General features: G+C 64.9%; 29 protein-coding genes. 18 read left to right on the top strand and 11 right to left on the bottom strand.

The window, feature by feature from the left end; translation table 11 throughout:
• From lgt to ACK4FJ_RS12725, 11 genes are all read left to right on the top strand, one after another.
• The gene (gene lgt, locus ACK4FJ_RS12775; protein ID WP_409767288.1) at window positions 1-804 is read left to right on the top strand and encodes a prolipoprotein diacylglyceryl transferase; all 804 of its coding nucleotides are present in this window, start codon (window positions 1-3) and stop codon (window positions 802-804) included.
• Window positions 801-1,889: a class I SAM-dependent methyltransferase gene (locus ACK4FJ_RS12770; RefSeq protein WP_409767055.1), complete on the top strand. Its 1,089-nt coding sequence runs from the start codon at window positions 801-803 to the stop codon at window positions 1,887-1,889. The genes lgt and ACK4FJ_RS12770 overlap by 4 nt, the downstream gene beginning before the upstream one ends.
• Before the next feature lie 8 nt (window positions 1,890-1,897).
• Window positions 1,898-2,680 (top strand): peptidoglycan editing factor PgeF, encoded by a 783-nt coding sequence (pgeF, locus tag ACK4FJ_RS12765; protein WP_409767053.1) that lies wholly within the window; start codon window positions 1,898-1,900, stop codon window positions 2,678-2,680.
• Window positions 2,681-2,768: 88 nt separating this feature from the next.
• Window positions 2,769-3,653 (top strand): hypothetical protein, encoded by an 885-nt coding sequence (locus ACK4FJ_RS12760; RefSeq protein ID WP_409767051.1) that lies wholly within the window; start codon window positions 2,769-2,771, stop codon window positions 3,651-3,653.
• 96 nt (window positions 3,654-3,749) lie between these two features.
• Window positions 3,750-4,682, top strand: a complete 933-nt coding sequence (locus ACK4FJ_RS12755; RefSeq protein WP_409767049.1) for a ribose-phosphate pyrophosphokinase — start codon at window positions 3,750-3,752, stop codon at window positions 4,680-4,682.
• 97 nt (window positions 4,683-4,779) lie between these two features.
• A complete protein-coding gene (locus ACK4FJ_RS12750) occupies window positions 4,780-5,466 on the top strand; it encodes a 50S ribosomal protein L25/general stress protein Ctc (RefSeq protein ID WP_409767046.1) in 687 nt (228 codons plus the stop codon).
• An 84-nt stretch (window positions 5,467-5,550) separates the two neighbouring features.
• Window positions 5,551-6,144 (top strand): aminoacyl-tRNA hydrolase, encoded by a 594-nt coding sequence (pth, locus tag ACK4FJ_RS12745; RefSeq protein ID WP_409767044.1) that lies wholly within the window; start codon window positions 5,551-5,553, stop codon window positions 6,142-6,144.
• Between the two features lies 1 nt (window position 6,145).
• On the top strand, window positions 6,146-7,246 hold the full coding sequence (gene ychF / locus ACK4FJ_RS12740; protein ID WP_409767042.1) for a redox-regulated ATPase YchF: 1,101 nt from the start codon (window positions 6,146-6,148) through the stop codon (window positions 7,244-7,246).
• A gap of 8 nt (window positions 7,247-7,254) precedes the next feature.
• Complete coding sequence (locus ACK4FJ_RS12735; protein WP_409767040.1) at window positions 7,255-7,704, top strand: MaoC family dehydratase; 450 nt, start codon at window positions 7,255-7,257, stop codon at window positions 7,702-7,704.
• A 9-nt stretch (window positions 7,705-7,713) separates the two neighbouring features.
• Entirely contained in the window at window positions 7,714-8,160 is a 447-nt protein-coding gene (locus tag ACK4FJ_RS12730; RefSeq protein WP_409767038.1) for a MaoC family dehydratase, read from the top strand.
• A gap of 11 nt (window positions 8,161-8,171) precedes the next feature.
• Entirely contained in the window at window positions 8,172-8,837 is a 666-nt protein-coding gene (locus ACK4FJ_RS12725) for a dienelactone hydrolase family protein (protein WP_409767036.1), read from the top strand.
• 7 nt (window positions 8,838-8,844) lie between these two features.
• Here ACK4FJ_RS12725 and ACK4FJ_RS12720 read toward each other — a convergent pair whose 3' ends face one another.
• From ACK4FJ_RS12720 to petA, 6 genes are all read right to left on the bottom strand, one after another.
• Window positions 8,845-9,699, bottom strand: coding sequence for a VOC family protein (locus ACK4FJ_RS12720; protein ID WP_409767034.1), 855 nt, complete (start codon window positions 9,697-9,699; stop codon window positions 8,845-8,847).
• Window positions 9,700-9,709: 10 nt separating this feature from the next.
• Window positions 9,710-10,240: an adenine phosphoribosyltransferase gene (locus tag ACK4FJ_RS12715; protein WP_409767032.1), complete on the bottom strand. Its 531-nt coding sequence runs from the start codon at window positions 10,238-10,240 to the stop codon at window positions 9,710-9,712.
• 23 nt (window positions 10,241-10,263) lie between these two features.
• Window positions 10,264-11,091, bottom strand: a complete 828-nt coding sequence (locus ACK4FJ_RS12710; RefSeq protein ID WP_409767287.1) for an S-methyl-5'-thioadenosine phosphorylase — start codon at window positions 11,089-11,091, stop codon at window positions 10,264-10,266.
• Between the two features lie 430 nt (window positions 11,092-11,521).
• A complete protein-coding gene (locus tag ACK4FJ_RS12705; protein ID WP_409767029.1) occupies window positions 11,522-12,280 on the bottom strand; it encodes a cytochrome c1 in 759 nt (252 codons plus the stop codon).
• Between the two features lie 22 nt (window positions 12,281-12,302).
• The gene (locus tag ACK4FJ_RS12700; protein ID WP_409767028.1) at window positions 12,303-13,526 is read right to left on the bottom strand and encodes a cytochrome b; all 1,224 of its coding nucleotides are present in this window, start codon (window positions 13,524-13,526) and stop codon (window positions 12,303-12,305) included.
• A 12-nt stretch (window positions 13,527-13,538) separates the two neighbouring features.
• Complete coding sequence (petA, locus tag ACK4FJ_RS12695; RefSeq protein ID WP_409767026.1) at window positions 13,539-14,069, bottom strand: ubiquinol-cytochrome c reductase iron-sulfur subunit; 531 nt, start codon at window positions 14,067-14,069, stop codon at window positions 13,539-13,541.
• A gap of 178 nt (window positions 14,070-14,247) precedes the next feature.
• Here petA and ACK4FJ_RS12690 point away from each other — a divergent pair, with 178 nt between their 5' ends.
• The 3 genes from ACK4FJ_RS12690 (at window position 14,248) to ACK4FJ_RS12680 (ending at window position 15,979) form a co-directional block, all read left to right on the top strand.
• Window positions 14,248-14,706, top strand: a complete 459-nt coding sequence (locus tag ACK4FJ_RS12690; protein WP_409767024.1) for a tRNA (cytidine(34)-2'-O)-methyltransferase — start codon at window positions 14,248-14,250, stop codon at window positions 14,704-14,706.
• Between the two features lie 19 nt (window positions 14,707-14,725).
• A complete protein-coding gene (hemF, locus tag ACK4FJ_RS12685; RefSeq protein ID WP_409767021.1) occupies window positions 14,726-15,580 on the top strand; it encodes an oxygen-dependent coproporphyrinogen oxidase in 855 nt (284 codons plus the stop codon).
• Between the two features lie 264 nt (window positions 15,581-15,844).
• Window positions 15,845-15,979 carry a hypothetical protein gene (locus ACK4FJ_RS12680; protein ID WP_300302980.1) on the top strand — a complete coding sequence of 45 codons (135 nt, stop codon included), beginning with the start codon at window positions 15,845-15,847 and terminating at the stop codon, window positions 15,977-15,979.
• Between the two features lie 195 nt (window positions 15,980-16,174).
• Here ACK4FJ_RS12680 and ACK4FJ_RS12675 read toward each other — a convergent pair whose 3' ends face one another.
• The 4 genes from ACK4FJ_RS12675 to ACK4FJ_RS12660 are packed head-to-tail and all read right to left on the bottom strand — an operon-like array spanning window position 16,175 to window position 18,946.
• Window positions 16,175-17,437 carry a CCA tRNA nucleotidyltransferase gene (locus tag ACK4FJ_RS12675; RefSeq protein WP_409767019.1) on the bottom strand — a complete coding sequence of 421 codons (1,263 nt, stop codon included), beginning with the start codon at window positions 17,435-17,437 and terminating at the stop codon, window positions 16,175-16,177.
• Window positions 17,437-17,688: a DUF6111 family protein gene (locus tag ACK4FJ_RS12670; RefSeq protein WP_409767017.1), complete on the bottom strand. Its 252-nt coding sequence runs from the start codon at window positions 17,686-17,688 to the stop codon at window positions 17,437-17,439. Before ACK4FJ_RS12670 ends, ACK4FJ_RS12675 begins: the two co-directional genes overlap by 1 nt.
• A complete protein-coding gene (locus ACK4FJ_RS12665; RefSeq protein ID WP_409767015.1) occupies window positions 17,685-18,365 on the bottom strand; it encodes a CoA pyrophosphatase in 681 nt (226 codons plus the stop codon). Before ACK4FJ_RS12665 ends, ACK4FJ_RS12670 begins: the two co-directional genes overlap by 4 nt.
• Window positions 18,362-18,946 carry a DUF1285 domain-containing protein gene (locus tag ACK4FJ_RS12660; protein ID WP_409767012.1) on the bottom strand — a complete coding sequence of 195 codons (585 nt, stop codon included), beginning with the start codon at window positions 18,944-18,946 and terminating at the stop codon, window positions 18,362-18,364. The genes ACK4FJ_RS12665 and ACK4FJ_RS12660 overlap by 4 nt, the downstream gene beginning before the upstream one ends.
• 47 nt (window positions 18,947-18,993) lie before the next feature.
• Between ACK4FJ_RS12660 and ACK4FJ_RS12655 the strand changes: the two genes are divergently transcribed.
• From ACK4FJ_RS12655 to ACK4FJ_RS12640, 4 genes are read left to right on the top strand one after another with little or no spacing between them, the layout of a single operon-like run.
• Window positions 18,994-19,992 (top strand): AAA family ATPase, encoded by a 999-nt coding sequence (locus ACK4FJ_RS12655; RefSeq protein WP_409767010.1) that lies wholly within the window; start codon window positions 18,994-18,996, stop codon window positions 19,990-19,992.
• The gene (locus ACK4FJ_RS12650; RefSeq protein ID WP_409767008.1) at window positions 19,989-20,915 is read left to right on the top strand and encodes a DUF58 domain-containing protein; all 927 of its coding nucleotides are present in this window, start codon (window positions 19,989-19,991) and stop codon (window positions 20,913-20,915) included. The genes ACK4FJ_RS12655 and ACK4FJ_RS12650 overlap by 4 nt, the downstream gene beginning before the upstream one ends.
• A 2-nt stretch (window positions 20,916-20,917) precedes the next feature.
• The gene (locus ACK4FJ_RS12645; protein ID WP_409767006.1) at window positions 20,918-23,680 is read left to right on the top strand and encodes a DUF4159 domain-containing protein; all 2,763 of its coding nucleotides are present in this window, start codon (window positions 20,918-20,920) and stop codon (window positions 23,678-23,680) included.
• Window positions 23,680-25,779 carry a hypothetical protein gene (locus ACK4FJ_RS12640; protein WP_409767004.1) on the top strand — a complete coding sequence of 700 codons (2,100 nt, stop codon included), beginning with the start codon at window positions 23,680-23,682 and terminating at the stop codon, window positions 25,777-25,779. Before ACK4FJ_RS12645 ends, ACK4FJ_RS12640 begins: the two co-directional genes overlap by 1 nt.
• On the opposite strand, the gene ACK4FJ_RS12635 is transcribed toward ACK4FJ_RS12640, so the two are convergent.
• Entirely contained in the window at window positions 25,776-26,159 is a 384-nt protein-coding gene (locus tag ACK4FJ_RS12635) for a hypothetical protein (protein ID WP_409767002.1), read from the bottom strand. The two genes, ACK4FJ_RS12640 and ACK4FJ_RS12635, sit on opposite strands and share 4 nt — an antisense overlap.
• Window positions 26,160-26,161 lie beyond the last annotated feature (2 nt).

Below are 26,161 nucleotides of genomic sequence, written 5' to 3'. Positions count from 1 at the left end.
ATCCTGCCCGCCATCGCCTTTCCGGTGATCGATCCGGTCATCGTCGAGATCGGGCCCTTTGCGATCCGCTGGTATGCGCTCGCCTATATCGTCGGCCTGGTGGCGGGCTGGCGCATGGCCATGCGCATCGCGCAAAGGCCGGGCAGCGCGGTGACGCCGCAGCAGATCGACGGCTTCCTGCTCTGGGCCACCCTGGGTGTCGTGCTCGGTGGCCGGCTGGGTTACGTGCTGTTTTACAATCTGGATTATTACCTGCAGCATCCGACCGGAATCTTTGCGGTCTGGCAGGGCGGCATGTCGTTCCACGGCGGCATGCTCGGCGTCATCATCGCCATGATCGCCTATTGCCGGCTCGGCAAAACTCCCTTCCTCGCTTTCACCGATGTCATCGCCTGCGTGACGCCGATCGGCCTGTTCTTCGGTCGCATCGCCAACTTCATCAACGGCGAACTCTGGGGTCGCGTCGCGCCGGATGTCGCATGGGCCATGGTATTCCCCACTGGCGGACCGCTGCCGCGCCATCCCAGCCAGCTCTATCAGGCTGCGATGGAAGGCCTGCTGCTGTTCCTGCTGCTCAACATCGTGCGCTGGAATTCCAGGGCGATGGATCGGCCTGGCCTGCTGTCGGGCCTGTTCCTGGTCGGCTACGGCACGGCGCGCATCGTCGGCGAGCTTTTCCGCGAACCGGATGCGCAGATCGGCTATCTGGTCGGCGACACCACGATGGGGCAGTGGCTGTCGCTGCCCATGGTGCTGGTCGGCATTGGCGTGATCTGGTGGTCGCGGCGGCTCAAGGCGGCATGACCGACGCGCCGCTGCGCGACATCCTGCGGCAGCGCATCGCCGCCGAGGGACCGATCACGGTGGCGGCCTACATGGCCGACTGTCTGCTGCATCCGGAACATGGCTATTACCGCACCCAGCAGGCCATTGGCCTGGGCGGCGACTTCACCACGGCACCAGAGATCAGCCAGATGTTCGGCGAGCTTCTGGGCCTTTGGGCCGCCGATTGCTGGCTGAAGCAGGGTGCCCCGTCGAAGTGTTATCTAGTCGAACTCGGTCCGGGTCGCGGCACGCTGATGCGCGACGCCCTGCGTGCCATCCGCGCTCTGCCGCCGTTCCGCAAGGCTCTGCGGCCGGTGCTGATCGAAGCGTCGGCGCGGCTGCGCGGCATGCAGGCCGAATTGCTGGAAGGCGAGGATGCCGTCTGGCACGAAGACATCGCGGCGGTCCCTAAGGATGCGCCGGTCTTCGTGCTGGCCAATGAATTCCTCGATGCCCTGCCGGTGCGGCAGTTCCAGCGCGGCGACGACGGCGCCTGGCATGAGCGCTGCGTCGGCCTCGATGATTCCGGCAATCTCTGTTTCCTGCTCGATCCGCGCGCCCTGCCCTTCGACGACCTGCTGCCGCCGACTCTGCGCGATGCACCGCCTGGCGCCATCGTGGAATCGAGCCCTGCCGTGCGCGCCGTGGCCGCCGATATCGCCGCACGCCTGCGCCTGCAGGGCGGCGCGGCGTTGTTTGTGGATTACGGCTATGCAGTTCCCGGTATCGGCGAAACCCTGCAGGCGGTCTATCGCCATGCTTATGCCGACCCCTTGAGCGATCCCGGCATGGCCGATCTGACCGCGCATGTCGATTTCGCGTCTTTCGCCCTGGCCGCCAGCCGTGCCAGCGCCGCTGTCTATGGCCCCGTCAGCCAGGGCGCGTTTCTGGAAACACTGGGCATCCGGCAGCGCGCGGCGGCGCTGAAACAGGCCAATCCGGCCGTGCATGGCGATATCGAACGCGCCATGCAGCGGTTGACCGGCCCGGAAGCGATGGGCACCCTGTTCAAGGCCCTGGCGCTGTTGCCGCCGGAGTCGCCGATGCCCGCAGGATTTGCATGAATCGTCCCATGTTGGATCAGACAACCGGCGGTATTGCGCCGATCATGGCCACAAGTCTGGCTGGCCTGCCCCATGGCTTTTTCACCCGGCGAGGCGGTGTCTCGACCGGGCTGTATGCTTCGCTCAATTGCGGCCCCGGCTCGGGCGACGATGCGGCGGCAGTGCAGGAAAACCGCCGCCGCGTAGCCGTCCACCTGCAGGCGCCGCTGGGACTGACGTCGTTGTATCAGGTGCATGGCAACGATGTCGTGACGGTCGATGCCGGTTACGATATCGCACAGCGCCCGAAAGCCGATGGCATGGCGACCACGCAGCGCGGTATCGCACTGGGCATTCTCTCGGCCGATTGCGCGCCGGTGCTGTTTGCCGATGCGGATGCCGCCGTGATCGGTGCCTGCCATGCCGGCTGGCGCGGTGCATTGGCCGGCGTGACCGACGCCACCATCGAGGCGATGGAAAGGCTCGGTGCACGGCGTGGCCGTATCCGCGCCGCCATCGGCCCCTGCATCGGGCAGGCCTCCTATGAAGTGAGCGACCCGTTCCGCGAGGAATTCCTGAAAGCCGATCCGCGGAATGCACTCTTCTTCGCCGATGGCAGGCGGGCCGGCCATTGGCAGTTCGACCTGCCGCGCTATCTGCTGCAGCGACTTGATCGGATGGGCGTGCAAGCCGAGAATTTGAACCTGGATACCTGCAGCGACCCGGATCGTTTCTACAGCTACCGTCGCATGACGCTGGCCGGAGAAACCGATTATGGCCGGCAGGTTTCGGCCATCGCACTACCCGTCTGATATCCGGGCGGTCTGACATCCGGGCTGAACGGCATGCCGCACCTGTTTATTTTTCTAGCGATGTTCCTTCTGGCGATGATGGTGAGCTGTGTCCTCGGTTAAAGCCCTGCCCCTGCTGCTGATCCTGACCGGCCTGGCGGCTTGCCAGCCGTTGCCACAGCCATTCCAGGCCGATTCCCGCACCAAGGCGACCAGCCCCCTGGTGCGCCCGATCGGCGAGACCAGCATCTTCGTGCCGCCGGTGACCGGCCTGCCGGCCGGACAAGGCGCTGCCCTGGCCGACGCCCTGGCCGATGCCCTGGCGGAAAAGGAGGTGGCTGCCAGCGCCACGGCACGCAGCCGGCTGTCATCCACCCTCAGTGTCAGCCTGGAGCCGCGCGGCAACGATACCCTGTGGCGCTGGAGCGAAAGCTCGCTGGATGGCGGCCGGCCCCAGACCGGCGGTCGTCCGCTTGGCATATCTGCCGACCGGCTCGCGGTCGGCGACGCTGCTGCCCAGAAGCAGGCCGCCGCAACCATGGCCGCCGCGATTGCCGCCCGCCTGAATGAAAGCACGCTCACCGCGGCCCAGGGGGCGGAACCCGCCCCGACCAAACTGGCAGTGCGGGAATGCGAAGGCGCGCCGGGCGACGGCAACCGCAGCCTGCGCCAGGCCATGCGGGAAATCCTCATCCTGGCTGGCCAGCCGCCGCTGCCCGATCCGGCCGGGGCGGATTTGGTGATCACCTGCAAGGTCCGGGTCTGGGCCGATGGTCCGGCCTCGGAACGGGTGAGTATCGAATGGGCTCTGCTGGATGCCGCCGGCAGCCCCTTGGGGGACGTGAAACAGGCCAACCGCATCCCCAAAGGCCAGCTTAGCCAGGCCTGGGGGAATACCGCGCATATCATCGCCCAGGGCGGCTGGCAGGGCTTAAGCCAGATCATCGAGAGCCGGCGCCGCGTCCCACCCAGCCTGCCGCCCACAAAATCCTGAAATTAAAGGATAATTCCGGGTTTACAGCAGTGTAACCGGCGGTTATAGTCCGCGCGGTTTTTCTCCCCTGCTCCGGCGCATCCACAGAGCTCTGTCATGAAAGTTTTGGCGGGTAATTCCAATCGTCCGCTGGCGGAAGCCATTGCGGCTTATTTATCGGTTCCGCTCGCCAAAGCCAGCGTGCGTCGTTTCTCCGATATGGAGGTCTTCGTCGAGATTCATGAAAACGTCCGCGGCGAGGACGTTTTCGTGATCCAGTCGACGTCGTATCCGGCGAATGACCATCTGATGGAATTGCTGGTCTGCATCGACGCACTGAAGCGTTCGTCGGCCCGCCGCATCACCGCCGTGCTGCCCTATTTCGGCTACGCCCGGCAGGACCGCAAGCCCGGCCCGCGCACCCCGATCTCGGCCAAGCTGGTCGCCAATCTGATCACGGCCGCCGGCGCCAACCGTGTGCTGACGCTGGACCTGCATGCCGGTCAGATCCAGGGTTTCTTCGACATCCCGACCGACAACCTGATGGCCGGTCCGGTGCTGACCGCCGACATCAAGCAGCACCTGCAGGGCGACGACCTGATGGTGGTATCGCCCGACGTGGGCGGCGTGGTGCGTGCCCGCAACATCGCCAAGCGCCTGGATGCCGACCTTGCCATCGTCGACAAGCGCCGCGAAAAGGCCGGCGTGTCGGAAGTGATGAACATCATCGGCGACGTTGAAGGCCGCCGCTGCATCCTGGTCGATGACATCGTCGATTCCGCCGGCACCCTGTGCAACGCGGCCGAGGCACTGAAGAAGCATGGCGCCAAGTCGGTCTATGCCTATGTGACCCATGGCGTGCTGTCGGGCGGCGCGGTGGCCCGCGTCACCGCCAGCCAGCTGGAAGGCCTGGTCATCACCGACTCGATCCTGGCGACCGAAGCGGTCCGTCTGGCGCGCAATATCCGCCAGGTGTCGATCGCGCCGCTGGTTGGCGAGGCGATGCGACGGATCAGTGAGGAGGCTTCGGTCTCCAGCCTGTTCGATTAAACAGTTTCAGAGTTTCGGCGCGCGGCACCCCTGGAGGCCGGCGTCGGAAACGGACCTGGCGTGGTGCCGGGGCCGTACTTAAGTAAGGAGCGCAATCATGCGTGACGTAACCACCATCGCCGCCGAGGCGAGGTCGAGGGCTGGCAAGGGGACCGCCCGTGCAACGCGACTGAAGGGTCGTGTGCCGGGGGTCATCTATGGCGAAAAGCAGACCCCGGAACTGATCTCGGTTGATTCCCGTGAACTGCTGAAGGAACTGCACAAGGGCAGCTTCTTCTCGCGCCTGTTCACCATCGACATTGCCGGCAAGACCGAACGCGTTCTGGCGCGCGACGTGCAGCTCGATCCGGTCAGCGACCGGCCGATCCACGTCGACTTCCAGCGCATCGGCAAGGACTCGAAGGTCCGCATCTTCATTCCCGTGCACTTCCTCGACCAGGACCAGAGCCCGGGCATCAAGAAGGGCGGCGTGCTCAACATCGTGCGCCACGAAGTCGAGTTCTTCTGCCAGCCCGACAACATTCCGGAAGCGCTGTCGATCAGCCTTGCCGGCATGGAAATCGGCCACTCGATCCACATCTCGGCCTTCGAGCTGCCCAGCGGCATCAAGCCGGTGATCCAGGATCGTGACTTCACTGTCGCGACCATCGCCGCGCCGACCAAGGAAGACGAAGCCGCGCCGAAGGCCGAAGCCGCTGCTGCGGCCCCGGCTGCCGGTGCTGCGGCCCCGGCCGCCAAGGCTGCCGCTCCGGCTGCTGCGGCCAAGCCGGCCGCCAAGAAGTAAGCCCTGCTCCGGGTGGCGTGCCTCTGGTACGCCACCCGGTATTCCCTGGCCCGCTCACGATCTTCATCCGGACGCTGAACCGCCATGCTGCTTCTCGTCGGACTGGGCAACCCGGGCAGCGAACACAAACGCCAGCGCCACAATGTCGGCTTCATGGCAATCGATGCCATCGCCGAGCAGCATAATTTCCAGCCCTGGAAAAAACGCTTCCAGGGCGAACTGGCCGAGGGTGTGCTGAACGGCACAAAAACCCTGCTGCTCAAGCCGCAGACCTACATGAACCTGTCGGGCAAATCGGTGGGCGAAGCCGCGCATTTCTACAAGCTGCCGCCGGCCCAGGTGGTGGTGGTGCATGACGAGCTGGATCTGGCCGCCGGCAAGATCCGTATGAAGACCGGCGGCGGGCATGCCGGCCATAACGGTCTGCGCTCGGTGGATGCCGCCATCGGCCCGGATTATCGCCGGCTGCGCATCGGTATCGGCCACCCCGGCAAGGACCGCGTGCTGGGTTACGTTTTGCAGAGTTTCGCAGCGGAAGAGCATGACTGGCTCGATCCGCTGCTGACCGCCATCGCCGCCGAAGCCGGCTATCTGGCCCGCGGCGACGACACCGGCTTCATGACCAAGGTGGCCCTGCGCCTGCAGCCGCCCAAGGCAGAGAAAACGAAGGAAAGTTGATATGGGTTTCAAATGCGGCATCGTCGGCCTTCCCAATGTGGGCAAGTCGACCCTGTTCAATGCCCTGACGCAGACCGCCGCCGCGCAGGCCGCCAATTATCCGTTCTGCACCATTGAGCCGAATACCGGCCTGGTCGGCGTGCCGGATGAGCGGCTGGACGTGCTGGCCCAGATCGCCGGCTCGCAGAAGATCATCCCCACCCAGCTCACCTTCGTCGACATCGCCGGCCTGGTGCGTGGCGCCTCGAAGGGCGAAGGCCTGGGTAACCAGTTCCTGGCCCATATCCGCGAGGTGGATGCGATCTGCCATGTGCTGCGCTGTTTCGAGGATGGCGACATCACCCATGTGGAAGGCAAGGTCGATCCGATTGCCGATGCCGAGACGGTCGAAACCGAACTGATGCTGTCCGACCTTGAAAGCCTGGAGCGCCGCGTCGACCAGACCGCCAAGCGCGCCAAGCAGGGCAACGAGGAAGAAAAGGCCCGTCTGGCCGTGATGGAAAAGGTTCTGGCCGCACTCCGCGAAGGCAAGCCCGCCCGCACGGTCAAGCCGACCGAAGACGAGGCCAGGCTCTACAAGGAGCTGATGCTGATCACCGCCAAACCGGTGCTGTATGTCTGCAACGTCGAGGAAGGTTCGGCCTCTGAAGGCAACGCCTTCTCGGCCCGCGTGAAGGCCAAGGCCGATGCCGAAGGCGCTGCCATGGTGGTGATCTCGGCCGCCATCGAGGCCGAAGTGGCCCAGCTCGATTCCGATGAGGAGAAGCAGGCTTTCCTGGCCGATCTGGGCCTGAAGGAGACCGGCCTGGCCCGCGTGATCCGCGCCGGCTATGGCCTGCTTGGCCTGCTCACCTTCTTCACCGTCGGGCCAAAAGAAGCCCACGCCTGGACCGTGCGCAAAGGCGCCAGGGCGCCGGAAGCCGCCGGCGTGATCCACACCGATTTCGAGAAGGGCTTCATTCGCGCCGAAACCATCGCCTATGGCGATTATGTTGCCGGCAAGGGCGAGGCCGGCGCCCGCGACGCGGGCAAATTGCGGCTGGAAGGAAAGGACTACATCGTGCAGGATGGCGACGTCATGCACTTCCGCTTTAACACATAAGAAAACACATGAAATACTTGGAGGATTTCGCTGTCGGGCAGGTGCTGGAATTTCCGCCCCGCACGGTGAGCGAGGACGAGATCATCGCCTTTGCGCGCGATTACGATCCGCAACCCTTCCATCTCGACAAGGAGGCCGCCAAGCAGTCGCTGTTTGGCGGCCTTTGCGCATCCGGCTGGCACACTGCCGGCCTGATGATGCGCATGCTGGTCGACCACATGATCGGCAAATATGCCAGCATGGGCTCGCCCGGCGTCGATCAGCTGCGCTGGGTAAAACCGGTTTTTCCCGGTGACACGCTGCAGCTTCGCGGCGAGGTCCTGGAGGTTCGCCCCTCGCAGTCCAAACCCGACCGCGGCGTGATCACCTCGCGCTATGAAATGCGCAACCAGAAGGGCGAAGTCGTGCTGACCATGCAGGCCAAGGGCATGTATGGCCGCCGGCCGGCGCAGGCCTGAGGGGCAAGGATGCAATATTTCGAGGATATCGAAATCGGCGCCACGCGCGATCTGGGCAGCCACATCTTTACCCAGGACGCCATCATCGCCTTCGCGAAACAATTCGATCCGCAGCCCTTCCATATCGACCCGGAAGCCGCCAGGCGTTCGTCTTTCGGCGGGCTGGTCGCCTCGGGCTGGCATACGGCGGCAACGGTCATGCGCCTGCTGGTCGATGCCGCGGTGGATATCGACGCCAGTCTGGGTTCGCCCGGCTTCGACGACCTGGCCTGGCTGAAGCCGGTGCGGCCGGGCGACACAATTCGGGCGCGCATGACCTGCGTCGAGAAGACGCCGTCGCGCAGCCGACCCGGCATCGGCTCCGGCCGCTTCCTGATCGAAGCCTTCAACCAGAATGACGAACTGGTGATGCGTTACACCAGTATCGGCATCATGCGGTTTCGCAATCCCGCCTGAGGAGACAGATTATGGGCGCAATGATTAGCCTCACCGCCGCCGATGGCCATCGTTTCGGCGCCTATATTGCCGAGCCGAAGGGCACGCCCAAGGGCGGCATCGTGGTGATCCAGGAAATCTTCGGCGTGAACGGCCATATCAAGGCGGTGACCGACGGTTTTGCCGCCGATGGCTATTACAGCGTCGCGCCGGCCCTGTTCGACCGCCTGCAGCCTGGCATCGACCTGGGCTATACGCCTGAGGACATCGCCAAGGGACGCGAATGGCGCGGCAAGATGAACTGGTCGGACTGCATGAAGGATGTGACGGCTGCGGTCGCTTCCGCCGGCAGTGCCGGGCGTGTCGGCACCGTGGGGTATTGTTATGGCGGTGGCGTGACCTGGCTTGCGGCCGCGCTGGTGCCCGGCCTTGCGGCTTCCGTTGGCTACTACGGCGGCCCGTGGGCCGAACTGATCGAGCGGACTCCGCTCTGCCCCGCCCTGCTGCATTTCGGCGCGCGCGACGCCATGATCCCGCTTAGCCTCGCCGAGGGCATGAAGGCCAGACATCCCGCCATCACGACCCATATCTACGACGCCGATCATGGCTTCAACTGCGACCAGCGCGGCACTTACGATGCCCGTGCCGCCACGGTGGCGCGACGCCGCACGCTCGCTTTCTTCGAGGCGATCCTCTGAGGCCGGTTTAGCGCCGGCTGGAGAATTCCAGGAAGCAGCCATGGGCGGCTTCTGCCGGCACCAGCACGGTGCCGTCCAGACTGCGCTCATGGGCGATGCCCGCGGCCTTGAAATAGGTCGCCACCGCTTCGGTGTTGTGCACACGGAAACTCATGCCCGCCACGTAAGGCGTCAGCCGGGCCGCATGGTTCAGATCGGGAAACATCGTCGCCAGGTCGTCTGCGGTGGCGAACAGGATCGTCTCATCGCCGACGCGGGCGGCCACCAGCCGGTCGGTGCGCACGGCGCTGCCGGCACCCAGCAGGCGCTCGTAGGGCAGTTCCAGCGCTGACGGGTCATCGACCACCACCACTACGCCGGCCAGATGCTCGGCACCATTCGGATGCACCAGCCATTCGGGCCGCCGCAGCAATTCCGGGGTCAGGTGCTGGCACAGGAAGATGGAAGCCTGCGGCGTGGCCTCCGGCGGCAGATGCACCAGTGAAAAGGCCGGCAGCACCGTGCCCTCGGGCAGTTCAAGCTCGCGCTTCAGGCTCTGCACCTCAGATGGATTGAACCCCGAAGTTGCCAGGGCGACCCGCGCCGCCTCGGCATTGTCGGTTCCCAGCACTAGCTTGTGAACACCCTCGCCTTTCGCCTTCAGTGTCTCTTCCAGGCCGGCGGTGAAACCCCCAGGCGTGGCGATACCCAGCAGTTCGACATAATTGCCCGGGAACATGATGCAGTAATTGCCGGTGGCCCAGCCGATATGTCGCCCGCGCGGCGTGAGCGTAAAGCCCAACCGGGTATAGGTCGCCCGCGCCGCCTCCAGGTCGGCGGCGGCGAGCACGGTATGATCGATCCCGGTCAGATGGTGCGCCATGGCAGGACCGTCAGTGCCCCTCGAACTCGCAGAGCGACAGCACCGTCACATCCAGCGCTTCCAGGCGCTTGCGGCCGCCCAGTTCGGGCAGGTCGATGATGAAGGAACAACCAATCACCACGCCCTTATGGGCCCGGATCAGCTTCACGGCCGCCTCGGCCGTGCCGCCGGTGGCGATCAGGTCGTCGACAAGCAGAACCTGCTCGCCCGGCTGGATGGCATCGACGTGAATCTCCATCGCATCCATGCCGTATTCGAGCTGGTATTCCTGCGCCATGGTCTTGGAAGGCAGCTTGCCGCGCTTGCGCACCGGCACGAAGCCGATCGAAAGCTGGTGCGCGATGGCGCCGCCCAGGATGAAACCACGCGCCTCGATCCCAACCACCTTGTCGATGCGCGTGCCGGCGAAGGGCTGCACCATTTCGTCGACCGTCTTGCGGAAGCCGCGGGCATCCTGCAGCAACGTGGTGATGTCGCGGAACATGATGCCCGGCTTCGGGTAGTCGGGGATGGTACGGATCTTGTCCTTGATGCCCTGCATGATTATCGGAATCCTTCCTGGTATCAGGCTTTGAGGATGCGGCCGGCCACCGCATCGAGTTTCTTGATCACCGCCGGATCGCGCTTTTCCGGCGCAGTGATCAACGCGGTGTCCAGCACACGGTCGCAGCCCTGATGGCAATGCTCCGGCCGCTGCTTCAGATATGGCACGGCGTGGGCCACGAGGCTCTGGCCTTTCTCGGCATTGTCGAGCAGAACCCGGATCACCGAAGCGACATCGACATGGTCGTGGTCGGGGTGCCAGCAATCGTAATCCGTGACCATGGCGACTGAGGCGTAGCAGAGCTCGGCTTCACGGGCCAGCTTGGCTTCGGGTGCATTGGTCATGCCGATCACGTCGCAGCCCCAGCTCTTGTACAGGAAGCTTTCCGCCTGGGTGGAGAATTGCGGCCCTTCCATGCACAGATAGGTGCCGCCGCGCTGCACGGTGATGCCGGCTTCCTTGGCGGCTGCCTCCAGCGCGTCGCCGAGCCGATGACAGACCGGATGCGCCGCCGAGACATGAGCGACAAGGCCGGTGCCGAAGAAGCTCTTCTGCCGCATGAAAGTACGGTCGATGAACTGGTCGACAATCACGAAGGTGCCCGGCGCCAGGGCTTCCTTGAACGAACCGCAGGCCGAGACCGAAATCACATCGTGGCAGCCGACGCGCTTCAACGCATCGATGTTGGCGCGGTAATTCACCTCGGATGGCGAGTGGACATGGCCACGGCCATGCCGTGGCAGGAAGACCAGATCGGCGCCATCAAGCGACCCGAACAGCAATTCGTCCGACGGATCGCCCCATGGCGTGGAGACCTTGCGCCATTTGGTGTTCTTCAGGCCAGCCATGCCATAGATACCGCTGCCCCCCAGCACACCGATACGCACCGGTTCGCCAGGCCGGACAATATAGGGCTTGGGGATGCCAGCCGCCTTCGCACCACCGCGAACCGAACGGGCCGCTGCCTTGGCGATGCCAACCGCTGCCGCGCTGGCGCCTTCCAGTTCAATCGCGCGGCGTCTGGTGGTCTTTTTTGCTGGCTTGGCCTTGGCTTTTACCGATGCCCGGGTTTTGGCCGAAACGGTTGCCTTGCGGCGCGCAGCCGTCTTTTTCGCCTTGCCCGCCTTCTTTGCCTTGAGCGCCATGGCTGCTGCTCCTGCTGTCTTGAATCGGCCCGGAAAGGCCGGAATGCCGCGCGCGACTTAAGCAAACCCCCCCACCGGGCGCAACAAAAAAGGCCGCCATTTCCGGCGGCCTTTTTGCCCGGATAAGAACCGGTTAGTGCAGCTTGGCCCAGATGCGCTTCTTGGCCGCGAAGAACAGGCCGGTCAGCACGACCAGGAAGATCATGACCTTCAGGCCCATCCGCTTGCGGTCCTCCAGCTTGGGCTCGGCGGCCCACATCAGGAAGGCCGAGACGTCATGCGCCATCTGCTCGACGCTGGCCTTGGTGCCGTCGGCATAGGTCACCTGGTCTTCGTTCAGCGGCTTGGGCATCGCGATCTGATGGCCCGGGAAATACGCATTGTACTGCAGGCCCTCGCCAACCTCGACGCCGGCCGGGGCATCCTGATAGCCAATCAGCAAAGCCCGCAGATATTCCGGGCCGCCGGCACGCGCCTTGGCGATCAGCGACAGATCCAGCGGATAGGCACCGCCATTGGCCGCACGCGCCGCCTTCTCGTTCGGGAACGGCGACGGGAACTTGTCCTGCGGCAGGCCGGGACGCTGGAACATCTCGCCAGAGTCATTCGGGCCGTCGGTCACCTCGAAGGTGGCCGCCAGGGCCTTGACCTCGGCCTCGGTGAAGCCGATGTCGCGCAGATTGCGGAACGCCACATACTTCATGGCATGACAAGCGGCGCAGACTTCCTTGTACACCTGATAGCCGCGCTGCAGTTCGGCGCGGTCGAAGGTGCCGAACGGACCTTCGAAACTCCAGTCATGCGGCGGGATTGCGATGTCGCCGCCGGCCGCAAAAGCCGGAGCCGACACGCCGAGTGCCAGCGCGGCGAGGATCGCACGCAGTTTTGTCATTTTCATTGTCCGATCCCCCGCCTTAAGCCTTCAGCACCGGTTCGCTGATCGAAGCCGGCAGCTTGAGCGGCTTTTCGAACCAGCCGACCAGCGGCAGCAACACTAGGAAGTGCGCGAAGTAATACACCGTGCAGAACCGGGCGAGGATCAGGTAGTAACCCTCCGCCGGTTTGCCGCCCGCCCAGGTCAGGCCGATGCAAACCAGAAGGAAGATCCAGAACAGCTGCTTGTAGATCGGCCGGAACTTGGCCGACCGCACCTTGCTGGTATCCAGCCAGGGCAGCACGAACAGGATCAGGATCGCGCCGAACATCAGCAGCACGCCGCCCAGCTTGTCAGGCACCGAGCGCAGGATCGCGTAGAACGGCAGGAAGTACCATTCCGGCACGATATGCTCCGGCGTCACCAGCGGGTTGGCCGGGATGTAGTTGTCCGGGTGCCCCAGGAAGTTCGGGGCATAGAACAGCCAGAAGCTGAAGAAGATCAGGAACACGCCAACGCCGAACGCATCCTTGATCGTGTAGTAGGGATGGAACGGAATGCGGTCCTGCGGGCCCTTGGTGTCGATGCCCAGCGGGTTGTTCGAGCCATGCTGGTGCAGGGCCAGAACATGCAGGATAACGATGCCGACGATCACGAACGGCAGCAGATAATGCAGCGAGAAGAACCGGTTCAGTGTCGGGTTGTCGACGGCGAAGCCGCCCCACAGCCAGGTCACGATCGGCTCGCCGACCAGCGGCAGGGCCGAGAACAGGTTGGTGATCACGGTGGCGCCCCAGAAGCTCATCTGGCCCCAGGGAAGGACGTAGCCCATGAACGCGGTCGCCATCATCAGCAGGAAGATGATGAGGCCGAGCCACCACAGGATTTCGCGCGGCGCCTTGTAGGAGCCGTAATACATGCCGCGGAAGATATGGATGTAGACCACGATAAAGAACATCGAGGCGCCGTTGGCATGCATGTAACGCAGCAGCCAGCCATAGTTCACGTCGCGCATGATGTGCTCGACGGAGTCGAAGGCCATCGAGGTATGCGGCGTGTAATGCATCACCAGCACGATGCCGGTGAGGATCTGGATCACCAGGCACAGACCGGCCAGGGAACCGAAGTTCCACCAGTAGCTGAGATTCTTGGGGGTCGGATATTGCGAACCGACCATGTGGTCGAGCGTGGAGAAGACCGGCAGGCGGTATTCGATCCACTTGACGACGGGGTTGGCGAAAAAGCCGGAATTATTGTCAGCCATCGGTTGGGGTCCTTAGCCGATGCGGATGCGGGTGTCGTTCAGGAAGGCGTATTCCGGAACCGGCAGGTTCAGCGGAGCGGGGCCTTTCCGGATACGGCCGGAGGTGTCGTAGTGCGAACCGTGGCACGGGCAGAACCAGCCACCGTATTCACCCTTCTGGCCGAGCGGCACGCAGCCCAGATGGGTGCAAACGCCCATCATGACCAGCCATTCGGGCTTCTGGACGCGATCAGCGTCCTTCTGCGGGTCCGGCAGAGCCGCCGTGTCGTCCTTGCGGGCCTGTTCGATCTCGGCCGCGGTGCGGTGCCGCACGAACACCGGCTTGCCGCGCCACAGGATGGTGACGCTCTGGCCGGCGGCGATCTGGCTCAGATCGACCTCGGTGCTCGAGAGCGCCAGCACATCGGCCGACGGGTTCATCTGGTGAATGAATGGCCAGACGGCCGCCGCCGCCCCTACGGCACCGAATGCCCCCGCGGCGACGACAATAAAGTCGCGGCGGGTCGGCTCAGTGCCGGCCTTTTGGGTCGCTGTCCCTGCCATAGCTCCCTCGATAGATAATAAGGACTTGGAAACGAGAGGGGATATTTCTCACTATATGTCGGGGAAGTCCAGCACTTAGCCCGAAGCATGCGACAGGTTGCCGCAGGGGTCTTGGGGTTGGAATCGCCCCGGCAAACCGCGAAAAAACCGGCTCAACTCGGATCCATCGAAACACCCCATGCGGCTAGCCCTGTTCGAACCTGATATCCCGCCCAATCTGGGCACGATTCTGCGTCTCGGCGCCTGCCTCGAGGTTCCGGTGCATGTGATCGAGCCCTGCGGCTTTCCTTTTTCGGTGCAGGCGGTCCGGCGCAGCGCCATGGATTACCTGGAGCATGCCGATATCCGCCGGCATGACAGCTGGGAGCATTTCATGGCCGAACGCCCTGCCGGGCGGCTGGTGCTGATGACCACGAAGGCGGCCATCCCCTATACCGAGTTCCGCTTCGCTCCGGACGACATTCTGCTGCTGGGCCGCGAAAGCAAAGGTGCGCCCGATTACGTGCATGCAGCCGCCGATGCCCGCCTGCTGATCCCGCTGAGACCCGGCCTGCGTTCCATCAATGTCGCCACGGCGGCGGCCATGGTATTGGGCGAGGCCTTGCGCCAGCTCGATGCCTTCCCGCAGCGCCCCTGATTTAAGGAGACCCACCGCCATGACGCCCCCCCCGATCACCGAGCGCCAGGCCCGGGCACGCGAATGGTTCGAATCCCTGCGCGACCGCATCTGTGCCGCTTTCGAATCCCTGGAAGATCGGTTGACCGGTCCGCTCAGCGATCGGCCGGCCGGCCGCTTCGAGCGCAAGCCCTGGGAGCGCCCGGGCGGCGGTGGTGGCGTGATGAGCGTGATGCGCGGCCGCGTCTTCGAAAAAGTGGGCGTCAATGTCTCGACCGTACATGGTGAGTTCTCGCCTGAATTCCGCAAGCAGATCCCCGGCGCCGCCGAGGACGGGCGATTCTGGGCCTCGGGCATCTCGCTGGTCGCCCACATGCAGTCGCCCAAAGTGCCGGCGGTGCACATGAACACGCGCTTTCTGGTCACCAGCAAGGCCTGGTTCGGCGGCGGCGCCGACCTGACGCCGATGGTGCCGGATGAAACCGACACCCGCGACTTCCATGCCGCCCTGAAGGCAGCCTGCGACCGTTTCGACCCGGCCTACTACCCCCGCTTCAAGACATGGTGCGACGAGTATTTCTATCTGCCCCATCGCGAAGAGCCACGCGGGGTGGGCGGCATCTTCTACGACCAACTCGACAGCGGCGACTGGGAGCGCGATTTCGAGTTCACGAAATCGGTCGGCGAATCGTTCCTTGAAACCTACCCAAAAATCGTCTTCCGACACCTCAATGATTCGTGGTCCGAGGCCGAAAGGGAGCATCAACTGATCCGTCGGGGCCGCTATGTCGAGTTCAATTTGCTCTACGACAGGGGCACCACTTTCGGTCTAAAAACCGGCGGCAACACCGAAGCAATCCTGATGTCGATGCCGCCGACGGTGAAATGGCCCTAGTTAAAAAAAGCCGCAATTCATGCGGCTTTTTTTAATGTCGTGAAATTCTCAAGTCTTCGTTTTCGTTTTACTTGAGCGATGCTTTTTCGTTCGCGCGACGTGCTGCTCGGCGTGGCGGATTCGCCACGCAGTTAAGGATTTTTTAGTACTACGCAAGATTTAGTGGTTAATACCGCGGCGTTGTGCTACAGATACGCTTGTTCGGGAAACATTTCCCGAAACTTCGTTGCGGTGAAAACCGTACTCAAATCCATGGAGGAGAACATGGCTGCTGCGAAAAAGAAGGCCGCTAAGAAGAAGGTGGCTAAGAAGGCTGTGAAGGCGAAGAAGGCCCCGAAGGCCAAGAAGGCGCCGAAGGCCAAGAAGAAGGCCGCCAAGAAGAAGGCTGCCAAGAAGTAAGTCGTAGCGTTTCATAGTTCTTGGCCTCGAGCTCCACATCGACGTCCGGGTTTACGGCGCCGACGTGGAGCTCGAGTTCTTTTCAGGGGTATGTATTTCTCGCGCCGGACTAGCGTCCCACCCCTGCCGCATAACGGCGAACATTCGCGAAAAATAGAATAAAATTATAGAGTTAGTCCGTTCCGTCGGCTCGGATTATGGTCCTTCGACCGTCGTCTGCACGCGTGTGCGCAAATGTTTTAGGCAGGCCTCGCGATTTGCCTGAAATCCCCCGGCCGCCCACCAGGATTCAAGTTCATTGAGCAGAGCGCTGACCGTCGGGCCGGGCGAGAATCCCAGGGCCAGGATATCGGCGCCGCGCAATGGAAAGACTGGTCGTTGCCACGTGGCCGTCGTCACCGCGCGGCGGACCGCCAGCTCCTGCCATTCCGGCGCCGCGCTGGCCAGCAGCAGCACCTGATCCCTGTAGCGCTCCGCGCCGTGGCGGTACATGGCCTCGGCAAACGCGGCGTCGTCTTCCAGGACGGCCGCGTCGAAAGCTGCCGGCGCCAGCAATCCGTTGAGCCGGAGCCGCTGGGCATTAGACAGGCGGAGCCGGTCGGCGATTCCGGGATTACCGACGGAGAGCAACACGGCCAGCCGCGGCCAGACCTCGGGCTGCACCTCGCTGTCCCGGGCCACCGCATCCTGCAGGGCGACCAGCCTGTCAAACCGGTCGGCGTCAAAACCGGCTTCGGGCAAAAGCGCCTGCAGCACGCCGCTTTCCTGCATCAGCGCCAGCGCCGTTCCGGCATTCGGCAGCGCCAGTATTTTCAGCAGTTCGTCGCGGACCCGCTCGCCCGACAGGCGTCCCAGCCGGTCTTTCGCAGCCGCGCAAGCCGCCAGGGACGCGGCATGGGGAGCGCCTTTGGCGAAACGGGCATGGAAGCGGAAAAACCGCAGCACCCGCAGATAATCCTCGGCCACGCGGTGTGCGGGATCGCCGATGAACCGCACGATCCCGGCGGCCAGGTCGGCCCGTCCGCCGGTGAAATCATGCAGCCGGCCATCGGCATCGGCATAAAGCGCATTGATGGTGAAGTCGCGGCGCCGGGCATCCTCGGCCCAATCGCTGCCGAACAGCACTTCGGCATGGCGGCCATCGGTGGAGACATCCCGCCTGAGCGTCGTGATCTGGAAGGTTCCCGGCGGCGCCACGGCGGTCACCGTGCCATGGGCGATACCGGTGGGCACCGCCTTCAGCTTCGCCTTTTCCAGCCGTCGGATCACCACGTCGGGCGTTTCCGGAGTCGCAAGATCGATATCGTCGGGTTTCAGACCGAGGATGGCATCGCGGACGCAGCCACCGACGAATCGTACTGGCGCTCCGCCCGCCCCCAGGGCCGCCAGCACGGCGCGGGTCGGCGCAGCCGCCATCCAGTCGGCCAGAGGGATCTGTTCAGGCAGGGGAGCCGTCATTACTCGATGCGGCCCGGTACGATACGGCCATCCTCAAGGCGGGCCGGCACATAGCTGCCGGTGCCTTCCTCGAAAAAGGCGCCCCAGAGGACGAAGCCAACAATCACGAGAACCATGCCGATGGCCGCCAGCCAGAACCAAGGCGTGGCCTCCGGGCCGTCCTTGCCGCTGCGTTTGACGTGCCAGATGTAAAGCCCATACAGCAGGAAGGGCAGCAGCAGCGGCAGCAGATGGACAATCAGGCGACTCATGCCAAGTCTCCAGCCATGGCGCCATGCAGCAGTTCATGCAGGTTGCGCAGCATGCCGGCCGTGGCACCCCAGATGTAATAGTCGCCGTAGGGCATGGCCCACCATTGCCGCTCGACGCCATTGAACACGCCTTTATGGCGCTGGTGATTGCGGCGATCCATCAGGAAGCCCAGCGGCACCTCGAACACCTCGGCCACCTCGTGCTGGGCCAATCGCAGGCTGAAGCCCGGCTGCACCTGGCCGACCACCGGCACAACCACGAATCCGGTGCCGGTGACATAGGGGTCGAGTGCACCGAGGATGGTGATATGGCTGCGGTCGAGGCCGATTTCCTCTTCCGTCTCGCGCAAGGCCGTGGCGATCACGTCCGGATCGTCGCGATCAACCCGGCCGCCGGGAAAACTGACCTGGCCGGCATGGTTGCTTAAGTGCGCCGTGCGTTTGGTCAGGATGACTTTTTCGCTGTCGTCATATGACACCACCGGAACCAGCACTGCCGCCGGCATCAGCGGGCCGGAGCGGAGTGGCGTGAAGCCGGGATTGAGTTGGAAGTCGCCCTTGGCGGCCGCCTGGTATTCCCGCGGCAGGTCGGCAAATGCGGGGACCGGCTGCAGCCGCTGGCGTAACTCATCCAGCATCGGCGTGGCCTGGGTGATCAGCCGCGGTTCGGCATTCATGCCGCGTCCCCCAGCGGAAACCATTGACCCGCACTACGCACGGCAATGACCCGCCGTCCGTCCAGTTCCGTTTCTTCAGCCATGTTCACCAACTCATAATACACAGAACGCCCGATCAGCGCCTCAAGCCTGTCGCGCACCAGGATGTAGGGCGACGGCTCGCCTGTTGCAGGGTTCATCGTCACGCGCAGGGGGTGCCCGGCATCCAGCGGCACCACATCATCCACATTGGTGCGGAAAGCGATCAGCCGCTCCTCCCCCTCGCCCGCCACGGTCAGCTCGACTGCGGTGAACGGCGCGTCATCCACCCTGATCTGGCATTTTTCGGCCGGGGTGACCAGCACGTAGCTGTCGTCCGGCTCGCGCCGGAGGATACTGGAAAACAGTCGCACCATGGCCGGACGGCCGATGGGAGTCCCCATGTAATACCAGTCGCCATTGCGGGCGATCCGCATGTCGATTTCGCCGCAAAATGGCGGATTCCACAAATGGACCGGCGGTTTTTTACGCAGGTTGGCCTCGCCGCCGAACCGGGCGATCACATCTTGGAGACTGGGCGCTTTGGCCGAGGGAACTGTCATATGAGACATATGGGCTTTCGTTTCGCTTCTACTATATACTCATTTCCATGCACAATTTGAGCGATACCGCCGAACATATCCTCCCCGAGATCGAGCGGATCGGCGGCCGCCTCGCCACCGCTCGCGACGCGATCGGCCGGGTGATCTTCGGTCAGGACGAGGTGGTCGAGGAAACGCTCGTCACCCTGCTGGCGGGCGGCCATGCCCTGCTGGTCGGTGTGCCCGGCCTGGCCAAGACCAAGCTGGTGGAAACCCTGGCCCGGGTTCTGGGCCTGGATGCCCGCCGGGTCCAGTTCACCCCAGACCTGATGCCGGCCGATATCATCGGCTCGGAAGTGCTGGAGGAAAGCGAGACCGGCCGTCGCGCCTTCCGCTTCCTGCCTGGTCCGGTCTTCTGCCAGCTGCTGATGGCCGACGAAATCAACCGCGCCAGCCCGCGCACCCAGTCCGCCCTGCTGCAGGCCATGCAGGAGCGTCAGGTCTCGGTGGCAGGCCAGCGCCATGAACTGCCCGCGCCCTTCCATGTGCTGGCGACCCAGAATCCGCTGGAGCAGGAGGGCACCTATCCCCTGCCCGAAGCCCAGCTCGACCGTTTCCTGCTGCAGATCGATGTGCGCTACCCGGATCGCGAAGCCGAGCGGCGTATGCTGTTCGCCACCACCGGCGCCACCGAGGAAGCCATCCCCACCGTGTTGAACGCGGCTGACCTGATGGCGGCGCAACGCCTGGTGCGGCGCATCCCGGTGGGCGAGAGCGTGGTGGAAGCCATTCTCAACCTTGTGCGGGCCGGCCGCCCGCAGGAAAGCGACGTGCCCGGTCTGGAAGACCTGGTGGCCTGGGGCCCCGGCCCGCGCGCCAGCCAGGCCCTGATGCTGGCGGTGCGCGCCCGTGCCCTGCTGCAAGGTCGCCTGGCTCCTTCCATCGAGGATGTGCTGGCGCTGGCTGGGCCGATCCTGCGCCACCGCATGGCGCTGACCTTCGCCGCGCGTGCCGAAGGCGTCACCGTCACCGACGTCATCGCCAAGCTGACCGAACCGCTGCGATGAACCAGACGGCAGCGGCCGGGGCAGCACAAGCGAATGCCCGGCGCCAGCGCGCCGAACACTTTGCCGCATTCCTGCCGCCCCTGCTGGTTGCCGCCGAACGGGTTGCCGCCACCGTCGAACAGGGTGTGCATGGCCGCCGTCGCGTAGGGCCCGGCGATGCCTTCTGGCAGTTCCGCCGCTACAGCCCCGGCGATGCCATCACCCGCATCGACTGGCGCCAGACCGCCAAGCGCAGCCATGCCTTCATCCGCGAGAACGAGTGGGAAGCTGCCGAAAGCGTCTGGCTATGGCGCGACCCATCGCCGTCCATGCGCTGGAAATCGGCTCAGGGCATGGAACAGAAGGACGAGCGCGGCGATCTGCTGCTGCTGGCATTGGCCAGCCTTCTGCTGCGTGGCGGCGAACGCGTGGCCCTGCTTGGCCATCCCCAGCGTCCCTCGGCCGGGCGGCTGGTGCTGGAACGGATCGCCGAACGCCTGATCCGCTCGCGCTTCGAAACCGCTGAAGCCAGCCTGCCGCCGGTACAACCGCTGCCACGGTATGCTCATGTGGTGCTGATCGGCGACTTCCTCTATCCGGTGCCCGAGATTGCCGGCCGTCTGCGCGCGATTGCCGATATGGGCGTGCGCGGCACCCTGCTGCGGCTCGTGGATCCTGCTGAGGAGGATTTCCCATACTCTGGCCGCACCCGCTTCCTGGGACTGGAAGGGGAAAGCCCCATGCTGGCGCCGCGCGCCGAATCGCTAGCCGATGAATGGCGCAGCAGTTTCGCCGCGCATCAGCATGAACTGGCCGAAGTCTGCCGCAGACTGGGTTGGCGCCACCTGAAGCATCGTACCGACAGGACGCCGCAGACCGCCCTGCTGGCGCTGTATCAGGCTCTGCAGGGCGAACGCGCCCTCGGGCCCGCCGGAGGGCGCTGACCATGCTGGCGCTGGGCAGCCTGGCATTCGCAACGCCGCTGGCGCTGATCGCGCTGCTCAGCCTGCCGATCCTCTGGTGGCTGCTGCGCATCACGCCGCCGACGCCCAAGCAGGTCACCTTCCCGCCCTTGCGCCTGCTTTTGCTGCTGAAACCAAAGGAAGAGACGCCGGCACACACACCGCTGTGGCTACTGCTGCTTCGCCTGCTGATCGCCGCCCTGGTGATCCTCGCCCTGGCCGAACCAGTCCTGAACCCGCAGACCAGCCAGAACAGCGACCGCCCTCTGGTTCTGGTGATCGACGATGGCTGGACCGCCACGCCGCGCTGGCGCGAGCGCCTGACCCGCGCCGATGCCGTGCTTGAAAGCGCTCAGCGCGACGGGCGTGCCGCGCTGCTGCTGACCACCGCCCCGCCTGCCAGCGGCGAACCTATCCAGCCCGGACAACTGATGCCGGCCGGCGATCTGCGCCCTGTCGTCGCGGCCCTGCAGCCCAAGGCCTGGCCCAGCGACCGCACTGCCGCCATGCAGGCACTCAATCAGGCCCGTCTGCCGGAAGATGCCGAAACCATCTGGCTGAGCGATGGCCTGCGCGAGGATGAATCGGGTGAGGCAGCCTATACGCTGGCGGAATGGCTGCTGCGGCTGGGCCCGCTCAGCGTGATCGACACCGGACGTGAGGACCTTTCCCTTACCCTGCTGCCGCCTGCGGTAAACACGCAGGGCGATACTGTCACCATCCGTCGTCCGGCAGGCGCCAACGGCACACGCAGCGTAACCCTGCGGGCGGCAACCGATCAGGGCCGGATACTTGCGCGTGAAACCGTATCCTTCGCCCTCGGCACCGAGACGGCGACGCTGAAGCTCGACCTGCCGAGCGAATTGCGCAATCAACTCTCGCGGCTGGAAATCGAGGAGCAGCCGGCGGCCGGCACGGTGCAGTTGCTGGACGACCGCTGGCGCCGCCGGCCGGTCGGCCTGGTTTCCGGTGGTGCGGTGGAGACACGACAGCCTCTGCTCGGCGACCTGTTCTATCTGGATCGGGCGCTGAACCCCTATGCCGAATTGCGCAATGCGCCTGTTTCCGAGTTGTTGCAGCGCGAGCTTGCCGTGATTGTCATGGCCGATGTGGCGCAACTGGTGGGCGGCGAAGGCCAGCAGCTGGCCGAATGGGTGGATAAAGGCGGTGTGCTGCTGCGCTTTGCCGGGCCGCGCATGGCCGAAGCCACCGACGACCTGCTGCCGGTACGTCTGCGCCAAGGCGCGCGGCAACTGGGCGGCGCGCTGTCGTGGTCGCAGCCGCAGCGCCTGGGCCCCACGCCGGAGACCAGCCCGTTCCATGGCCTGGGCGGCGCCGACGAGGTGAGCGTCAGCCGTCAGGTTCTGGCCGAACCTGAACCACAGCTGGGCGACAAGACCTGGCTGCGGCTGGAGGACGGCACGCCGCTGGTCACGGCAGCGCAGCGCGGCAAAGGCTGGCTGATCCTGGTGCATACCTCGGCCAATACGCTGTGGTCGGACCTGGCATTGAGCGGCTTCTACGTCGACATGCTGCGCAAGGTGATCGACCTGTCGCATGGCGTCGCCGGCAGCGGTGAGACCGCCGGCCTGCCGCTGCCGCCGCTGACCATGCTGGACGGCTTTGGCCGTTCGGTGGAACCCGGCCCCGCCGTGCAGCCCCTGCCTGCTCAGGCGCTGGCATCCATCCAGCCTGGCCCGCGCCATCCACCGGGCTGGTATGGCCGTCTCGACAGTCGCCAAGCACTCAACGCCGTGCATGCCGGCACCGTCCTGCATGCCATCGACCGCTGGCCCGCCGATGTAACGCTGCTGAACCTCGACCAGAGCAGCCGCGAAACTCGCCTGCTGCCATGGCTGCTCAGTGCTGCGCTGCTGCTGTTCCTGGCCGACTGGCTGATCGGTCTGGCCCTGCGCGGCCTGCTACCGCGCCTGCGCCGGCCGGCGACCGCTGCCGCCATGCTGCTGGCTGCGCTATTCACCGCCAACACCGAGGCGCAGCCACGCCGCAGCACATTGTCCGCTGGGGATGAATTCGCACTGAAGGCCTCGCTCGACCTGCGGCTGGCCTATGTGGTCACTGGTCAGGCCGATATCGACCAGATGAGTCGCGCCGGCCTTTATGGCCTGACCGAGGTGATGTATCGCCGCACCTCGATCGAGGCGGCCGAGCCGCTCGGCGTCAATCTGGAAGCCGACGACATTTCGCTGCTGCCATTCCTCTACTGGCCGATCAGTCCGGCCCAGCCGCAGCTTTCCGATGCCGCCCTGCGCCGGCTGGACCAGTTCATGAAGACCGGCGGCCTGATCCTGTTCGATACCCGCGACCAGGCGATGGGCCTGAGCGGCACGGCGGCCAGTCCGAATACTGAAAAGCTGCGCCAGTTGCTGGCCAAGCTCGATATCCCGCCGCTGATGCCGGTGCCCGACGATCACGTACTGACCAAGGCGTTTTACCTGATGCAGGATTTCCCCGGCCGCTACAGTGGCGGCACGCTGTGGGTGGAGCGCAATCCCGGCGGCGACAAGGATGGCGTCACGTCCATCGTGATCGGCAGCCACGATTACGCCGCCGCCTGGGCCATGGATGCCAACGGCCGGCCACTGGCCGTCACCGTGCCGAACAATCCTCGGCAGCGCGAATTCGCCTATCGCTTCGGCATCAACCTGATGATGTATACCCTGACCGGCAACTACAAGGCCGACCAGGTGCATGTGCCGGCCCTGCTTGAACGGCTGGGCAACTGATGACCAGCGCCTTCACTTTCGACCTAGCCCCCCTTGTGCCGTGGCCGCTGCTGCTGGCCTGCGCGGTGCTGGCGCTGCTGCTCACCGGCTTCGGCCTGTGGCGCAACGCACGCGGCACCCTGCTGCGCTCTCTGGTGGCCCTGCTGGTGCTGGGCGCGCTGGCCAATCCGGTGGCCCGGCGCGAGGAACGCGCCACATTGCCCGACATCGCCGTGGTGGTGGTGGATGAAAGCCTGAGCCAGGGCATTGGCGACCGCCGTCAGCAGGCCGAACAGGCCGAGGCGATCCTGCGCGAAAAGCTCGGCGCCATCGAGAGCCTGGAAGTGCGCTATGTGCGCGGCGGCAAGCCCGCGGCGGAGAATGCCGACCGCGATGAAGGCACGCGCCTATTCTCGGCCCTGACCCTGGCCTTAAGCGACCTGCCGCGCCATCGCCTGGCCGGCAGCATCCTGGTCACCGACGGCCAGGTGCATGACCTGCCCGAGATCGCCGCGGCGCAGGATGTGACCGAGGCGCCGGTGCATGTGCTGCTGACCGGCCGGCCGGATGAACGCGACCGTCGCCTGGTGGTGAAGAACGCGCCCACCTTCGGCATGGTGAATCAGGACCTCAACGTCACCTTGCGCGTGGACGATACCGCGGCGGCACCCGGCGAGATGGCCGAACTGCGTTTCCGCCAGCAGGAAGCTGGCGAACGCACGCTTTCGGTGCCGGTCGGGCGCGATATCACGGTGCCGTTCAAGCTTCCCCGCGCCGGGCGCAGCCTGCTGGAATTTGAAGTACTGCCGGTGCCGAATGAACTGACGCCGCTGAACAACCGCGTCGCCCTTTCGGTCAATGGCGTGCGCGACCGCCTGCGGGTGCTGCTGGTCACCGGCGAAGCCCATGCCGGCGAACGCGTATGGCGCAACCTGCTGAAGGCCGATCCCAATGTCGACCTAGTGCATTTCACGATTCTCAGGCCGCCCGACAAACAGGACGGCACGCCGATCCGCGAGCTGTCGCTGATCGCTTTCCCGATCCGAGAATTGTTCGAACTCAAACTCAGCGAGTTCGACCTGATCATCTTTGATCGCTATCGGCGGCGCGGCATCCTGCCGACCTCGTATTTCGAGAATATCGCCAACTACGTGGCACGCGGCGGCGCCTTCCTTGAGGTATCGGGCCCGGCTTATGCCACGCCGCTGAGCCTCTACCGTACGCCGCTGGCCGACATCTTCCCCGGCCGCCCGACCGGCACCGTGCGCACCGAGCCGTTCCAGGCGCACCTGAGCGATCTGGGTCGGCGCCATCCTGTCACGGCCGGTCTGCCCGGTTCGGTGGGCGAAAACGGCAATCCGACCTGGAGCCGCTGGTTCCGCGTGATCAACGTGGACGTCATGCGCGGCAACAATCTGCTGGAGACCCCGAATCGCGAACCGCTGCTGGTGCTGGACCGGATCGAGAAGGGCCGCGTGGCGCAGTTCTATTCCGATCACGTCTGGCTGTGGTCGCGCGGCTTCGAGACCGGCGGACCGCAGGGCGAATTGCTGCGCCGGCTGGCTCACTGGCTGATGAAGGAACCGGACCTGGAGGAAGAAGCCCTGCGCGCTGAGGCCCGGGGCAATCGGATCGAAGTGGAACGCCGCAGCCTGAAGGAAAGCCGCGAGCCGGTCACCATCACGCGCCCCGACGGCAGCGAGACCCAGCTGACCCTGGAAGAGCGCGGCGATGGCCTGGCCAGCAACGCGCTGAGCGTCGACCAGCCCGGCATCTATCGTATCCGCGATGGCGAGAAGGAGACGGTGGCCACCGTCGGCGCGATCAATCCCCGCGAGTTCGCCGATCCGCGCGCCACGCCAGCCCTGCTCAAACCACTGGCCGATGCCAGCAATGGTAGCCTGCGCTGGCTGCGCGACGGCATGCCCGACATCCGCATGATCGACAAGCCGACCCGCACCGCCGCCCGCGAGGCCGGCGGCCGCAACTGGCTTGGACTATACCGCCAGAACGATTTCGTGGTGACCGGACTGAGCATCACGCCATTGGTGCTGCCGCTGGCGCTGCTCGCCGTCGTTCTGGCCGCGTTGATGCTGATGTGGCGGCGCGAAAGCCGCTAGTGACGCAGCAACGCGCGGACAGCCATCTGGACCGTCATTCCCACCTGCAGGCCCGCTGCGGCGGCGGCAGGATTTAATGCTGTGACGATGCCATTCTGCCAGCCATCGGCCGCATCCCCGATTCGCGCGCTGGCATGGCCGTAGGCCAGTGTCGGGCAATCCAGCAGAGACAAGCCGCTGATGCCGGCCCGATCCTTGCCGATGCCGGCGTCGTTGAAGAAACAGCCCAGCAGCGGAACATCCAGGGCATAACGCACGGCGCTGCCGCCGCCATGGCTGCCCGCCACCACGACATGGCCGGCATCCTCCGGCCGGATTTCTGTGATGCTGTCGAGCAGCAGGACGGCGCGGTCATCGCAGGCGACAACAGCGCGCGCCACGG

Source organism: Ferrovibrio sp., from assembly GCF_046297595.1.
GTDB lineage: Bacteria > Pseudomonadota > Alphaproteobacteria > Ferrovibrionales > Ferrovibrionaceae > Ferrovibrio.
Note: the sequence above shows the minus strand (reverse complement) of the source record. Positions and strands in the feature narration are given on the sequence as shown.